Origin of the sequence: Streptomyces bacillaris (genome assembly GCF_003268675.1) — a bacterium.
Taxonomy (GTDB): domain Bacteria; phylum Actinomycetota; class Actinomycetes; order Streptomycetales; family Streptomycetaceae; genus Streptomyces; species Streptomyces bacillaris.
Window position 1 is genome coordinate 2,583,892 of record NZ_CP029378.1, and the last position, 12,900, is coordinate 2,596,791.

The 12,900-nt window shown below is 71.0% G+C and carries 12 protein-coding genes; 1 reads left to right on the forward strand and 11 read right to left on the reverse strand.

Annotated features, from left to right (window positions below; translation table 11 throughout):
• Window positions 1-201: 201 nt before the first annotated feature.
• Complete coding sequence (locus DJ476_RS10645) at window positions 202-675, forward strand: DUF3515 family protein (RefSeq protein ID WP_070205108.1); 474 nt, start codon at window positions 202-204, stop codon at window positions 673-675.
• 78 nt (window positions 676-753) lie between these two features.
• Here the strand turns inward: DJ476_RS10645 and DJ476_RS10650 are convergent, their stop codons facing one another.
• From DJ476_RS10650 to DJ476_RS10700, 11 genes are all read right to left on the reverse strand, one after another.
• Window positions 754-1,833, reverse strand: coding sequence for a hypothetical protein (locus DJ476_RS10650; protein ID WP_318294542.1), 1,080 nt, complete (start codon window positions 1,831-1,833; stop codon window positions 754-756).
• Window positions 1,834-1,841: 8 nt separating this feature from the next.
• Window positions 1,842-3,059 (reverse strand): FtsX-like permease family protein, encoded by a 1,218-nt coding sequence (locus DJ476_RS10655; protein WP_103416497.1) that lies wholly within the window; start codon window positions 3,057-3,059, stop codon window positions 1,842-1,844.
• Window positions 3,056-3,718 (reverse strand): ABC transporter ATP-binding protein, encoded by a 663-nt coding sequence (locus tag DJ476_RS10660; protein WP_112490382.1) that lies wholly within the window; start codon window positions 3,716-3,718, stop codon window positions 3,056-3,058. The genes DJ476_RS10655 and DJ476_RS10660 overlap by 4 nt, the downstream gene beginning before the upstream one ends.
• 23 nt (window positions 3,719-3,741) lie before the next feature.
• Window positions 3,742-5,448 carry a hypothetical protein gene (locus DJ476_RS10665; protein WP_112490383.1) on the reverse strand — a complete coding sequence of 569 codons (1,707 nt, stop codon included), beginning with the start codon at window positions 5,446-5,448 and terminating at the stop codon, window positions 3,742-3,744.
• Between the two features lie 236 nt (window positions 5,449-5,684).
• Entirely contained in the window at window positions 5,685-6,185 is a 501-nt protein-coding gene (locus DJ476_RS10670) for a hypothetical protein (RefSeq protein ID WP_070205112.1), read from the reverse strand.
• Between the two features lie 256 nt (window positions 6,186-6,441).
• On the reverse strand, window positions 6,442-6,771 hold the full coding sequence (locus DJ476_RS10675) for a helix-turn-helix domain-containing protein (RefSeq protein ID WP_208853487.1): 330 nt from the start codon (window positions 6,769-6,771) through the stop codon (window positions 6,442-6,444).
• Window positions 6,772-6,945: 174 nt separating this feature from the next.
• Window positions 6,946-8,127: an ABC transporter ATP-binding protein gene (locus DJ476_RS10680; RefSeq protein WP_112490384.1), complete on the reverse strand. Its 1,182-nt coding sequence runs from the start codon at window positions 8,125-8,127 to the stop codon at window positions 6,946-6,948.
• Window positions 8,117-9,094: an ABC transporter ATP-binding protein gene (locus DJ476_RS10685; RefSeq protein WP_103416501.1), complete on the reverse strand. Its 978-nt coding sequence runs from the start codon at window positions 9,092-9,094 to the stop codon at window positions 8,117-8,119. The genes DJ476_RS10680 and DJ476_RS10685 overlap by 11 nt, the downstream gene beginning before the upstream one ends.
• A 13-nt stretch (window positions 9,095-9,107) precedes the next feature.
• A complete protein-coding gene (locus DJ476_RS10690; protein ID WP_112490385.1) occupies window positions 9,108-10,085 on the reverse strand; it encodes an ABC transporter permease in 978 nt (325 codons plus the stop codon).
• On the reverse strand, window positions 10,078-11,001 hold the full coding sequence (locus DJ476_RS10695) for an ABC transporter permease (protein ID WP_028416214.1): 924 nt from the start codon (window positions 10,999-11,001) through the stop codon (window positions 10,078-10,080). Before DJ476_RS10695 ends, DJ476_RS10690 begins: the two co-directional genes overlap by 8 nt.
• Window positions 11,002-11,101: 100 nt before the next feature.
• Window positions 11,102-12,736, reverse strand: a complete 1,635-nt coding sequence (locus DJ476_RS10700) for a peptide ABC transporter substrate-binding protein (protein WP_112490386.1) — start codon at window positions 12,734-12,736, stop codon at window positions 11,102-11,104.
• Window positions 12,737-12,900: the final 164 nt, after the last annotated feature.

Below are 12,900 nucleotides of genomic sequence, written 5' to 3' on the forward strand. Positions count from 1 at the left end.
CGTACGCCGTTCAGCTTGGAACGTCCGTATATCGGTGTGACGTCGGCGGAGTTGCCTGCCTGTTAACGAATCGGCCAGGGACCTCCCGGCTCCGGTGTCAGGCAGGTCACAGCCCGCGGAGGCCGGGACTCCGCCGTCGGCGCACAGGTGGGAGATAGGTTTCTGTACCGACCGACAGACCACCCGTACGGGGGGAATCCCATGACCAGGAACATCCGTGGGCCGCTGCGCCTCGCCGCCGCCCTGACCGCGTGTACCGCCGTCCTCGCCGGCTGCGGCGGCGGAGACGGCTACAACCTCACCAAGCCGCCCTTCTCGGGCAGTCCGGCGTGCGACACGCTCACCGGCAAGCTGCCCGGGAAGCTGGGCGGGTACGAGAAGGAGAGCTCGAACGTCGCGGGCGCCGCCGCCTGGGGGGACGGCGACGTCATCGTCTACTGCGGGATGCCCGCGCCCGAGGCCGGTGCCGAGTGCGTCGACGAGGGTGGGGTCGACTGGGTCGCCCAGAAGCCCGCGGACGACCGGACCTCCAAGATGTTCTCCACGTACGACCGCAACCCGAGCGTCCAGGTCCGGCTGCGCAACGAGGGCACCGACGCCTCGGCCGTCCTCTCGGCGCTCGGCCCGGCCGTGCAGGACATCAAGGCCGGAAAGCCCTGCGGCACCAAGGGCTGACCGCCTGCCACGGCAGCACACATGAATGGGCCCGCCCCCTGCGACAGGGGGCGGGCCCATTCGCCTCACGCGGGGCCGTCAGCCGGCGACGTACGCCCCCGGGAGGCCGAACGTCCGCTCCTTGCCGGTCGTGCGGTCCACCAGCGAGACCGCGTCCTGCGTGTAGGCCAGCCAGCCGCCGTCCGTGTGGCGCAGCGCCCGCAGGGTGCCCGCCCCCTCCAGCTCCGTCCGGCGCAGCTCCTTGCCGGCGCGGGTGTCCACCTCGACGATCTCGGTCCGGTCGCCGACCGCGAGTGCGACGGCCACCGTGGAGGTGCCGTCCTGGGCCTGGACGTCCTCGATGCGGCCGGTGTCGGCGGTGATGGTCGTCCCGGCCCTGGTTGCGATGATCTTCAGGGTCGCCTCGGCCGGCGGTTCGCCGTCGGGCCGCGCCTCCGTCACCCCGGCCGCCACGGGGGCCCCGCCGGAGCAGGCGACGCCCTGGACGTCCGTCCCCTTCGGGCCCGGTCCGCTGGTCAGCTTCCCGCCGGCCAGGTCCAGGGCGTGGACCGTCACGTCCGGGGACGAACCGGTCGCCAGGCAGACGGTGTCCGAGGCCGGGTCCGCCGAGGCGTACGCGAGCGAGCCGGGGACCTTCACCTTCCGCTGGACCTTCCAGCTCTTCGCGTCCTTCACCAGGACCTCCGTGGCCGCCCCCGAACCGTCCAGCCCCTTGGCGTCCGCGATCAGCGTGCGGGCGGGCAGGATCGCGTGCAGCGCCTCGTGCTCGCCCTGCTCGACGAGCTTCCCGGCCTTCCGGTCGACCCGGTAGAGCCGGTCCGGCCCGCCGTCCTTGCGGGGCACGGCGAGCACCCACTCCCCGTCGGAGAGCCGCGCCAGCTGGGGCGCCAGCACATCGTCGTCGTCACCGTGCCGGGGCACGAGCGCCAGGGGCTCGGCCTTGTGCGTACGGGGGTCGACCCCGGCCACCGCCTCGGTGCCGGAGATGTCGACGACGACGTACGACTGCGCCCCCGCCCAGTCCTTGCCGAGGGTGATCTCCTCGTCCGGCGCGGAGCATCCGGCGCTCGCCGCGGCCAGCAGGCCGGTCGCGGCGAGGAGGGCAGCGGCGCGCGAGGCCGCGCGTACGGTCTTCGTCACCCTTGCTTCGGGCGTCATCGCGGGGGTCACCAGTCCTTCATGGCTTGCGTGGGGGACATCCGGGCGGCGCGCCGGGCGGGGCCGAGGGAACCGGCGACGACGACGAGCACCGCCGCCGCGACCAGGGGCAGGAGGATCCCCGCCGACGGCAGCGGAAGCGCCTGTTCCACGTACGGCTTCAGCTCGGGCACCGTCCGCAGACCCGCCGCGCCCGCACCGGCCAGACCCACCCCGAGGACCACGCCCACCACCGCGGCCACGGCCGCGACGAGGCTCATCTCCGCCACCAGCAGGGCCAGGACGAACCGGGTCCGGAAGCCCACCGCCTTGAGGATGCCGATCTCCTGCGCCCGCCTGCGGGCCAGGGCCCCGGTGGCGGTGACCGTACCGGCGAAGGCGAGCAGGCCGAGGACGACGAGCAGCACCTGGCCCGCCACCCGGATCAGCTCCAGGATGCCGGGCAGGGTGTCCAGGACCTGGCGGAGCGTGGTGGCGGTGTAGTGGCGGTCCTGGATCTGCCGGGTCAGCCCCGGTACGTCCGACTCCTTCTGCGCCACCACGGTGAGCTGGTCGTACCCGACCGTGTCCACGAAGTCCTTGACCGGACGGCCGTTGCGCTCGGCCGCCCAGCGGATCACCGTCGCGTCGTCCGCGTAGGCGGCGTCCGGGTTGTCGAGCTGCCAGGTGGCGTCGTAGAGGCCGACCACCGTCACCGGCTGGTCCACCCCGGTCCCCTCGCCCTCCCGGACGAACCGGGTGGTCGTGGCGGTGACCTTCTTGCCCAGGTACGGGGTCAGGTCGAAGCCCTGCGAGCGCGACGGCAGCACCACCTCGCCCGCGCGCAGCGGGAAGAGGTCCTCGCGCACCGCGTCCACGACGGGCGGCGGCAGGGCGGCCCGGTAGGTGGTGGCGTACAGCAGCGGGCCGTTGCCGTCATCGGTGACCAGGCCGAACGAGGCCTGGAGCCGGTACTGCACGGACTCGACGCGCGGAAGCTCCGACAGCTCCTTCACCGAACGGGCGGTCAGGAGCGGGTTGCCCGACCCCTCCCCCGGCGGGTCGATGGTGATGGACCGGTTGGCCGTGCTCTCCTTCACATCGCTCGTCGTCACGGCCTGCGCCCGGTCGGTGATGGCGAACGCGCCGAGACAGACCGCGACCGCCGCCGACACCAGCACGACCAGCCCGACCAGGCGCCGTCGCAGCGCCCATACGTTGGCCAGGGCGAGGGACCAGAGACTCATCGGGAGCCCTCCTTCCGGAGCTGCGGGCTGCTCACACGGCCGTCGGCCATGCGGTAGACCCGGTCGGCGGCGTCGGAGACCGCCTGGTTGTGGGTGACGACCACCACTGCGCGGCCCTCCCGGGCCAGCTCCAACAGCTGGGCCAGCAGCCGCTGTTCGCTCTCGCTGTCCAGGTTGCCGGTGGGCTCGTCGGCCAGGATCACCGGCGGGTCGTTGACCAGGGCGCGGGCCAGGGCCACGCGCTGCTGCTCACCGCCCGACAACTGGGCCGGGAGGTGGTCCACCCGCTCCCCGAGGCCGACCCGCTCCAGCAGCTCCCGGGCCCGGTCCTGGGCCTCCTTCCCCCGGCGTACCGAGGGGATGAGGGTGTTGCGCAGGGCGGAGTGCTGCGGCAGCAGGTTGTACGACTGGAAGACGAAGCCCATCTTCGCGCGCCGCAGATCGGCGAGTTCGCCGTCCCCCAGCCCGGAGGTGTCCGTCCCGTCGACCACGACGCTGCCCCGGTCCGGCTCGGTCAGCAGGCCGAGGATGTGCAGCAGCGTCGACTTGCCGGTGCCCGAGTGACCGACGATCGCCGTCAACTCCCCTGCGTGGGCGCAGAAGTCGACGTCCGACAGGACATCGACGGCGCGCCCCCGGAAGGGGTACGTCTTGGACACCCCCCGGGTTTCGAGTAGTGCGGTCACCCTTGCTTCTCACTTCCTGATGGTGCGTGTGTGCCGTCCGGAAGACGGAGAAGTCTTCCGTCGAGTTGCCTGTCGAGCCGCCGTACGGCCCAGGTGGTCTTGAGGTCGCAGCCCTGGTCACCGGCGCCGATCCGGTACAGGCCGGGCAGACCGGGGCAGCCGTGCTGCGCCGCCTGTTCGCTCCGGAGCGCCGACAGCAGGGCGGCGTCCGCCTTTCCGCCCGCGCGGAGGTAGGCGAGCGCGGCGAGCGCCTGCTCGTACAGCGGAGTCCCCGCCTCCGGGTTGATCGCCGCCCGTCGCAGCGCCGCCGTGTCCACCCAGGCGGGCACCTTCTCGGTGCCCAGCAGGGTCAGCCCGTCGACCAGCGCCGCCGCGTCCCTGATCTGCTGCCGGGTCCGGACCGGCCAGGCGGTGACGGCGGGCGCCGGGGTCTCCGCCCCGGCCTCGGCGCAGAGCAGCACCATGCGCTGCCACTCCACGGCGTCGTCCTGCGTCACCTCGGACGGCACCACCGAACCGTCCGTGCACAGGGCCCGTACGTCCTGCGGCACCCCGTCCCCGGCCGCCGAACGCAGCAGCGCGGCACGGGTGATGCGGCTGACCGGGTCGTCGGGGGCGTCGTCGGTCTCCTTCTCCTCGCGCACCGCCCGCGCCAGCCGGACATCGCGCGCCCCGTCCCCGGCGAGGGTGCGGAGCAGCTGGACGAAGAGCGAGGCGTCGCCGGTGCCGACGTACGAGGACGGGTCACCGACCGTCCCGTCGGGGAGCCGGCTGCTCTCCAGCCGCCGGACGACCGGGCGCAGGACGTCCCCGTCCTCGCCCCCGGCCCGCAGCACCCGGGCGAGGTAGTAGAGCTGGTCGTACTCCAGGGCCTCGGCGTTGTCGCCGAGGGCCTTCCGCCACGCCGTACGGTCCACCTCCGGGGCGATGCCCGCCGATTCGGCCAGCGTGACGTAGCCGTAGGTGTCGAGCAGCCGCTGGGCCCGCTCGTCCGGGGACAGGGAGCCGAAGTCCGCCATCGGGGGCGCCTTCAGGGCCTTCAGCCGTGCGGGGACGGGCCGGCCGAGCAGCCGCAGCGACCGGGCGATGGCACCGGCCTCCTCCAGGCCGGGGTCGCCGTCGGCCAGCGAGGTGAGCCAACGGGCCGTCGCCTCCCGCCGCTTGCCGGGCCCGGGCCGCCCCACGGCGTCCAGGACCTCCAGCGCGGCCCAGGTGGCGCTGAGCCGCTGGGCCGGGTCGTCGCCCAGGGCGGGGTCCTCGTACCAGCCGCCCGGCCGGTACAGCCGCTCGACGGCGTCCGCGTCCGCCCCGGTCAGCGCGTTCCGTGCCCCGGCGTCCCGGAAGGCGATCAGCCAGTACCGGCCCCAGACGGCGGAGACGGCGAGCGCGTCCGAGCGCACCTCGTCGCTCACCGCCGCCGTCAGCTCCACCGTGGGCCGGGCCCCCGCCTCGCGCAGCGTGCGCAGCGCGAACGACTGGTCCTGGGCGGAGGTGGGGTGCGTGCGCAGGAACGGGTGGTAGAAGAGCCCGTTCTGACGGCTGACCAGCGTCTCGAAGGGGTCCGCCGAGGCCCGCCCCGAGGCGGCGGCGTCCGGGGCGGGCGGCTCGCTCCGGGCGGTCCCGTCCGACGGTGCGGTGCAGGAGACGGCGAGGACCGCGCAGACGAGCGCGGCGACGGCGGCCCTGGCGGTGGCTTTCTTCATGACGGTGACCTGACTGTGACGGCGACCTGGCTGTGGGGGTGAACCGGCCCGGCTCCCCCAGCGAGCAACGAACCGAACCCGTGCGCCCCCACACCAGGGCGGGGGCGCACGGGTGACCCGCCCCGGGCGGTGGTTCCCGCGCCTTCACCCGAAGACGCGGGAGCCGGTTACGCCTTCACGGACGAGCGCGGAAGGGCGCAAGTCAGCGGGAAGGCACGGGAAAGCGCGGATCCGGCTCAGAAGGCTCCGGCGGTGACGCACTTCTCCTTGAAGTTGATGTTCTTGCCGATCTTCAGCGCACCACAGCTCTTGGTGGAGATGTGGGTCGCGGTGAAGCCCGGCTTCACCTGGCCGGAGGCGTCCGAGATCCAGGTCTTGGTGTTCTTCCAGCGGTACTCGGCCTTGTCCTTGGTCTTCGAGTAGATCTTGATGCTCGGGCTCTTGGAGATCTCCAGCGAGGCGCCGATGCCGTGCGACTTGACGATCGCGCGGGACTGGATCCAGGTGGCCTTCGCGCTCGACTTGCCCTTGTAGAGCTTCGTCGACGTCTTCCAGTCGCAGGCCTTCACGTACACGCCGCAGTGCCAGGCGTTGACCGTGGCCTTGTAGCCGCCGTTGATGTTCCAGCTCTGGGACGAGCTGGTGGCGTGGGCCGGGCTCGCCGTGAGAACCAGCGCGCCGGCTGCGGCAGTCGCCGCCGTGACGCTGAAGAGCCGGGAAACGAATGTGGACGCCATGGTGCTGAACTCCTCGTATCTTCCCGCGCGGGCGCCCCTCAGGGCATGGCGGAGCCGCGCCCCGTCGGGCGCTGCTGACATGTGGGGGGATCCCCGCCGGGGACGGACGACACCGGCCCCGGGTCAGGAGGCCTGGTGATGGGTCGCGGCCGTGGACCGGCCGCGGAAACGATCATCCCCGGGCCCGTCCGGCCCCGGCAATGGGATCTTCGGGCATCGGACCAACGGGCATCGCCCGAAGGTCGCAGACGGCCCGTCAGGAAGCGGCGGCGTCCGGCTCCTCGTGGACCAGGGCCGAGTGGTGGACGTAGGAGAAGATGGCCGCCTCGGTCCTGGTCGTCACGTCCAGCTTGCCCATGACGCTGGTGAGATGGGACTTCACCGTCCGCTCGGCGATCCCCAGGCTGTGGCTGATCTCACGGTTGGTCGCCGCCTGCCCGAGCAGCAGCAGGACCTGCCGCTCGCGCGGAGTGAGATCGTGGATGCCGAGAGGGTCCCCCGGGACGGGCGGCCGCTCGTCGAGGCAGAGGGTTCCCGTCGCACCCGTCGGACCGGCTATACCCACGGTGAGCTTGCTGTTGATCATTTTCCCCGTATTTCCGCATGTCGGGCGCGGGTCGGGGAGGGCCTTCGCGGGACCCGGTCGAGGTCGCGAGGGCCACGATCCCCCCGGGATCGCACCACTGGTCGAGCTCAGGAACGCCTGAGTCACTGGGCACCCTACTCAACGGCCGCCCCCGGCCTCAGCCCCGCCGCCGCCTCAGGGCTCCGGGGGCCCTTCCCCGGAGTCCGGCTCGCGCAGTTCCTCCACCGGACGGCCCGGCGTCCCGAGTTCCCCCTCCGGCGGCACCACCCGCTTCTCCTCCGCGAAGTGGCACGCCGAGTCGTGCCGGGCCGGGCTGTCCACGAGCCGGAACTCCGCCGGGACCGCCAGCAGCGGCACCTCCAGCGCGCACCGCTCCTGCGCCTTCCAGCAGCGGGTGCGGAAGCGGCACCCCGACGGCACGTTGGCGGGTGAGGGCACATCGCCGTGGAGGATGATCCGCTCCCGGTGGGCGCGCGCCTCCGGGTCCGGTACGGGGACGGCGGAGAGCAGCGCCTGGGTGTACGGGTGGGTGGGGTGGTCGTAGATCTCCGCGTCGGAGCCGATCTCGACGATCCGGCCGAGGTACATGACCCCGACCCGGTCGGAGATGTGCCGGACGATGGAGAGGTCGTGGGCGATGAAGACGAAGCTGAGGCTGAACTCCGCCTGGAGCCGGTCCAGCAGGTTGACGACCTGGGCCTGTACGGAGACGTCGAGCGCCGAGACCGGTTCGTCCGCGACGATGATCTCCGGGTTGAGCGCGAGGCCGCGGGCGATGCCGATGCGCTGGCGCTGGCCGCCGGAGAACTGGTGCGGATAGCGGTTGATGTACTCGGGGTTGAGCCCGACCACGTCCAGCAGGTCCTGCACCTTCTGGCGCCGGCTGCCCTTGGGGGCGACCTCGGGGTGGATCTCGTACGGCTCCCCGATGATGTCCCCGACCGTCATGCGCGGGTTGAGCGAGGTGTACGGGTCCTGGAAGACCATCTGGATGTTCCGGCGCACGGCCTTGAGCGCGCGGCCGGAGAGCCGGGAGATGTCCTCGCCCTTGTAGCGGATGGCCCCGGCGGTGGGCTTCTCCAGGTGGACGAGCATCCGCGCGACCGTGGACTTGCCGCAGCCGGACTCCCCCACGATGCCGAGGGTCTCGCCCGCGTGGAGGTCGAAGTCGACGCCGTCGACGGCCCGGACCGCGCCGACCTGCCTCTTGAAGAGGATGCCCTGCGTCAGCGGGTAGTGCTTGGCGAGGTCCCGCACTTCGAGGATCGGCTCGCCCTCGACGTACGGCCTGCTGCCCTCCCCCGCCTTGGAGAGCAGCGTCGAACCCCCTTCGCGTGCCTCGCGGTCAGCGTCCATCGAGCGTCTCCTTCCAGAAGTGGCAGGCGCTCCGGCGCTGCTCGTCCACCTCGTAGAGCGGCGGCACATCGGTGCGGCACACGTCCCTCGCCATCGGGCAGCGGGGGTTGAACGCGCAGCCGGGCGGGATGTGCAGCAGGTTGGGCGGCAGCCCCTTGATCGCGTACAGCTCCTGGCCCTTCTGGTCCAGGCGCGGGATCGACTGGAGGAGGCCCTTGGTGTACGGGTGGGCCGGGGCCTTGTAGATCTCGTGGACGGGGGCGGTCTCGACGATCCGGCCCGCGTACATCACGGCGATCTTGTCGGCCACGTCCGCGACGACGCCCAGGTCGTGGGTGATGAGGATGAGGCCCATGTTGAACTCGCGCTGGAGTTCCCCGAGCAGGTCCATGACCTGGGCCTGGACGGTGACGTCGAGGGCGGTGGTGGGCTCGTCCGCGATGATCAGGGACGGTTCCAGGGCCAGCGCCATGGCGATCATGATGCGCTGGCGCATACCGCCGGAGAACTGGTGCGGATACTGGCCGACCCGCTCCTTCGCCGCCGGGATGCGCACCCGCTCCATCAGCTCGACGGCCTTGGCCTTGGCGTCCTTGCGGGACATCCCGCGGTGGACGACGTACATCTCCCCGAGCTGTTCGCCCACGGTGAGGACCGGGTTCAGGGAGGAGAGCGCGTCCTGGAAGATCATGGCCATCTCCTGGCCGCGGATCTTGCGCCGCTCCTCGGGCTTGAGCTTCAGCAGGTCCTGGCCCTTGAAGAGGATCTCGCCGCCGGCGATCTTCCCGGGCGGCATGTCGAGGATGCCCATGACCGCCTGGGCGGTGACGGACTTGCCGGAGCCGGACTCACCGAGCACGGCGAGCGTCTCGCCCTCGGCCACCGAGTAGTTGACCCCGTTGACGGCCTTGGCGACGCCTTCGCGGGTGTGGAACTCCACGTGCAGATCGCGCACTTCGAGCAACATGGCAACCGGCTCCTCAGCGCAGCTTGGGGTCGAGGGCGTCGCGCACCGCGTCGCCGAGCATGATGAAGGCGAGCACGGTGATCGCCAGCGCCCCGGCGGGCCAGAGCAGCATGTGCGGGGCGTTGCGGATGTAGTTGGCGGCGGCGGAGATGTCGATGCCCCAGGAGACGGCCGGGTCCTTCAGGCCGACGCCGAGGAAGGACAGGGTCGCCTCCAGCGAGATGTACGTGCCCAGCGCGATGGTCGCCACGACGATGACGGGCGCGACGGCGTTCGGGGCGATGTGGCGCAGCAGCATCCGGGAGTTGGAGGCGCCGAGCGCGCGGGCCGCCTGGACGTAGTCGTTCTGTTTGGCGGTGATCACCGAGCCGCGGGCGATACGGGCGATCTGCGGCCAGCCGAGCAGGACGATGAAGCCGACGACGGGCCAGACGGTGGAGCTGGTGACGACGGAGAGGAAGACCAGGCCGCCGAGGACGACGGGGATGCCGAAGAAGACGTCGGTGAGGCGGGAGAGGATCGAGTCCCACCAGCCGCCGAAGAAGCCCGCGAGCCCGCCGAGCAGGGAGCCGAGGAGGGCGACGCCGAGGGTGGCGCAGACGCCGACGGTGACCGAGGTGCGGGTGCCGTAGACGACCCGGGTGTAGACGTCGCGGCCCTGGGGGTCGAAGCCGAAGGGGTGGCCGGGTTCGGAGCCCTTCTGGGCGTCGTCCAGATTGGCCTGGAGGGGGTCGCCGCTCGCGATGAGCGAGGGCCAGATCGAGATGATCACCAGGAAGAGGATGATCAGCGAGGAGATGATGAAGACCGGGTTGCGCCGCAGGTCGCGCCAGGCGTCCGACCAGAGGCTGCGCGGCTTCCCGGCCGGGCCGGTGCCGTCGGGGCCGCCCGGGGTCTTCTCCAGGCTGGTGCCCTCCGCCATGGCGAGGTCCGTCGCGCCGCCGGCGCCCGCCTGGGAGATCGCTTCGTCCGGGGTCTGCGGCTCAGGCATAGCGGATCCTCGGGTCGAGTACGGCGTACAGGAGGTCGACGATGAGGTTGGCGGCCAGGAAGACCAGCACCAGGATGGTGACGAACCCGACGACGGTCTGCGAGTTCTGGCGCAGGATGCCCTGGTAGAGCTGGTAGCCGACGCCGTGGATGTTGAAGATCCGCTCGGTGACGATGGCCCCGCCCATCAGGGCGCCCACGTCCGTGCCGATGAAGGTGACGACGGGGATCAGCGAGTTGCGCAGCAGGTGCCGTACGACGACCCGGCGCCGGGGCAGCCCCTTGGCGACGGCGGTGCGTACGTAGTCGGCGCGGGCGTTCTCGGCGATCGAGGTCCGGGTGAGCCGGGTGACGTAGGCGAGCGAGACCGAGGCGAGGACGAGACCGGGGACGAGCAGCTCGTCGAAGGTGGGGTCCGGGGAGACCGAGGGCTTGATGATGCCCCACTTGACGCCCAGGAGGAGCTGGAGCAGCAGGCCGGTGACGAAGGTGGGGACGGCGATGACGATCAGGGTGAGGATGAGGACCGTGGTGTCGACGGGGCGGCCGCGGCGCAGGCCCGTGACCACGCCGAGGCTGATGCCGATGACGATCTCGAAGACGATCGCGACGATGGTGAGCCGGATGGTGATGGGGAAGGCGGTGGCCATCAGCTCGGTGACCTTCTGCCCGTTGAACGCGGTGCCGAAGTCTCCGGTGAAGAGGTTCCCCATGTAGGTGAGGTATTGCTGCCAGACCGGCTTGTCGAGGCCGAACTCGGAGCGCAGCTGGGCGGCGGTGGCCGGGTCGCACTGGCGGTCGCCGCAGAGGCCCGCGATGGGGTCGCCCATCACGTTCACCATGAGGAAGATCAGCAGCGTGGTGCCGAAGAAGACGGGGATCATCTGCAGCAGCCGCCGGATCACATAACGTCCCATGAGGGGCTCCGGGGGTCGGGGCGGACAGGCCGGATGGGCGGGCGGCCGGGGCGCGCGTCGGTCGCCCCGGCCACCGGGTGTCAGCTGACGCCGGTGCGGGTCACTTGACGGTGATCTCCGTGTAGACCGGCACGCTGAACGGGTTCAGCTCGACGTTGTCGACCCGCTCCGAGTAGCCCGCGCTGCCGTTCTGGTACCAGAGCGGGATGGCCGGCATCTGCTCGACGAGCACCTTCTCGGCGTCCTGGAAGGTGGTGATCGCCTTCGCCTTGTCGGTCTCGGCGTTCGCCTGGTCGACCAGGTCGTCGAACTCCTTGTTGGTCCACTTGCCGTCGTTGGACGGGGCGTTGGTGTAGTAGAGCGGCTGCAGGAAGTTCTGGATCAGCGGGTAGTCCATCTGCCAGCCCGCACGCCAGGGGCCCGTCATCTTCTGGGTGGAGACCTGGCTGCGGAAGTCCGCGAAGGTGCCGACCGCGCCGCCGACACAGGCCTGGTTGTTGCCCATGACGTTGTTGATGCTGTTGCAGACGGCGTCGACCCACTCCTTGTGGGAGCCGGTGTCGGCGTTGTACGAGATCTTCAGCTGGCCGCCGGGGATGCCGCCGCCCTCGTCGATCAGCTTCTTGGCCTCGGCCTTGTTGTACTCGCACTCCTTGCCGCAGAGCCCTTCCTTGAAGCCGCCGTCCTCGCCGAGGACCGGGGAGGTCCAGTCGGTGGCGGGGGTGCGGGTCTTCTGGAAGATCTGGTCGGTGATCTGCTTCCGGTTGATCGCCATGGAGAGGCCCTGCCGGACCTTGCGGGCGCCGTCGGTGTCCCATTCCTTGTCGTAGAACGGGAAGGCGAGCGTCTGGATGATGCCGGCGGGGGTGTTGATGTACCGGTCGCCGAGGTCCTGCTCGACGTTGCGGAGCTGGGAGGCGGGCACGTCGTCGACCAGGTCGAGGTTGCCCGAGGTCAGCGAGGTGTAGGCGGTGTTGTTGTCGGTGAAGACCTTGAGGTCGACGCCGCCGTTCTTCGCCTTGTCGTCACCCGGGTAGTCGTCCCAGCGGCGCAGGCTCATCGAGGAGCCCTTGGCGTACGACTGGATGGTGTACGGGCCGTTGCCGATCGGCTTGGAGAGCCAGGCGTCGTGGTCGTCGTAGAACGCCCTGGGCAGCGGTACGAAGGCCGAGTAGCCGAGGGTGTCGGGCCAGAGGGAGAACTTCTGGCTGAGCTTGGCGGTGAAGGTCAGGTCGTCGACGACCTTGAGCCCGGAGAGGGTCTCGGCGGAGGCGGTGCCGGACTCGGGGTGGACCTGGTCGTAGCCCTCGATGTACTGGAAGAAGTAGGCGTTCTTCTGGTTGTTCTTCAGCGCCGCGCCGTAGTTCCAGGCGTCCACGAAGGACTTGGCGGTGATCTTCTCGCCGTTGGAGAAGGTCCACCCTTCCTTGAGCTTGATCGTGAAGTTCTGGGCGTCGTCGGAGTCGATGGACTCCGCGAGCATGTTCTGCGCCTCGCCGGTCTTGGGGTCGTACCGGACGAGCCCCCGGAAGACCATGTCGAGGACCTTGCCGCCCTGCACCTCGTTGGTGTTGGCGGGCTCCAGCGGGTTCTGCGGGTCGCCCCAGGAGGAGCTGACGATGCCGTCGGCGCCGCTGCCGCCGCCGTTGTCGCCGCCTCCGCCGCCGCAGGCCGTCGCTGCCAGGGCGACCGCCACCGCACAGGCGGCCCACCGGGTCCGTGTGGCTCCGCGCATGAAGTGCCTCCTAGAGTCATCGAGTAGCTCAATGCCTCATATCACCCCATACCGCCACACACCGCATGCGGGCTTACCCCGTACGGGCACGGGCCCGGCCGGACGCACGGACCCCCCGGCCCCGACGCACGGATGCCCGGCTCCCTCGGAAGGGGGCCGGGCAT

Coding starts and splice junctions, on each gene's coding strand:
- DJ476_RS10645 (WP_070205108.1), top strand. CDS start 202: ATGACCAGGAACATCCGTGGGCCGCTGCGCCTCGCCGCCGCCCTGACC.
- DJ476_RS10650 (WP_318294542.1), bottom strand. CDS start 1,833: ATGACGCCCGAAGCAAGGGTGACGAAGACCGTACGCGCGGCCTCGCGC.
- DJ476_RS10655 (WP_103416497.1), bottom strand. CDS start 3,059: ATGAGTCTCTGGTCCCTCGCCCTGGCCAACGTATGGGCGCTGCGACGG.
- DJ476_RS10665 (WP_112490383.1), bottom strand. CDS start 5,448: ATGAAGAAAGCCACCGCCAGGGCCGCCGTCGCCGCGCTCGTCTGCGCG.
- DJ476_RS10670 (WP_070205112.1), bottom strand. CDS start 6,185: ATGGCGTCCACATTCGTTTCCCGGCTCTTCAGCGTCACGGCGGCGACT.
- DJ476_RS10675 (WP_208853487.1), bottom strand. CDS start 6,771: ATGATCAACAGCAAGCTCACCGTGGGTATAGCCGGTCCGACGGGTGCG.
- DJ476_RS10680 (WP_112490384.1), bottom strand. CDS start 8,127: ATGGACGCTGACCGCGAGGCACGCGAAGGGGGTTCGACGCTGCTCTCC.
- DJ476_RS10685 (WP_103416501.1), bottom strand. CDS start 9,094: ATGTTGCTCGAAGTGCGCGATCTGCACGTGGAGTTCCACACCCGCGAA.
- DJ476_RS10690 (WP_112490385.1), bottom strand. CDS start 10,085: ATGCCTGAGCCGCAGACCCCGGACGAAGCGATCTCCCAGGCGGGCGCC.
- DJ476_RS10695 (WP_028416214.1), bottom strand. CDS start 11,001: ATGGGACGTTATGTGATCCGGCGGCTGCTGCAGATGATCCCCGTCTTC.
- DJ476_RS10700 (WP_112490386.1), bottom strand. CDS start 12,736: ATGCGCGGAGCCACACGGACCCGGTGGGCCGCCTGTGCGGTGGCGGTC.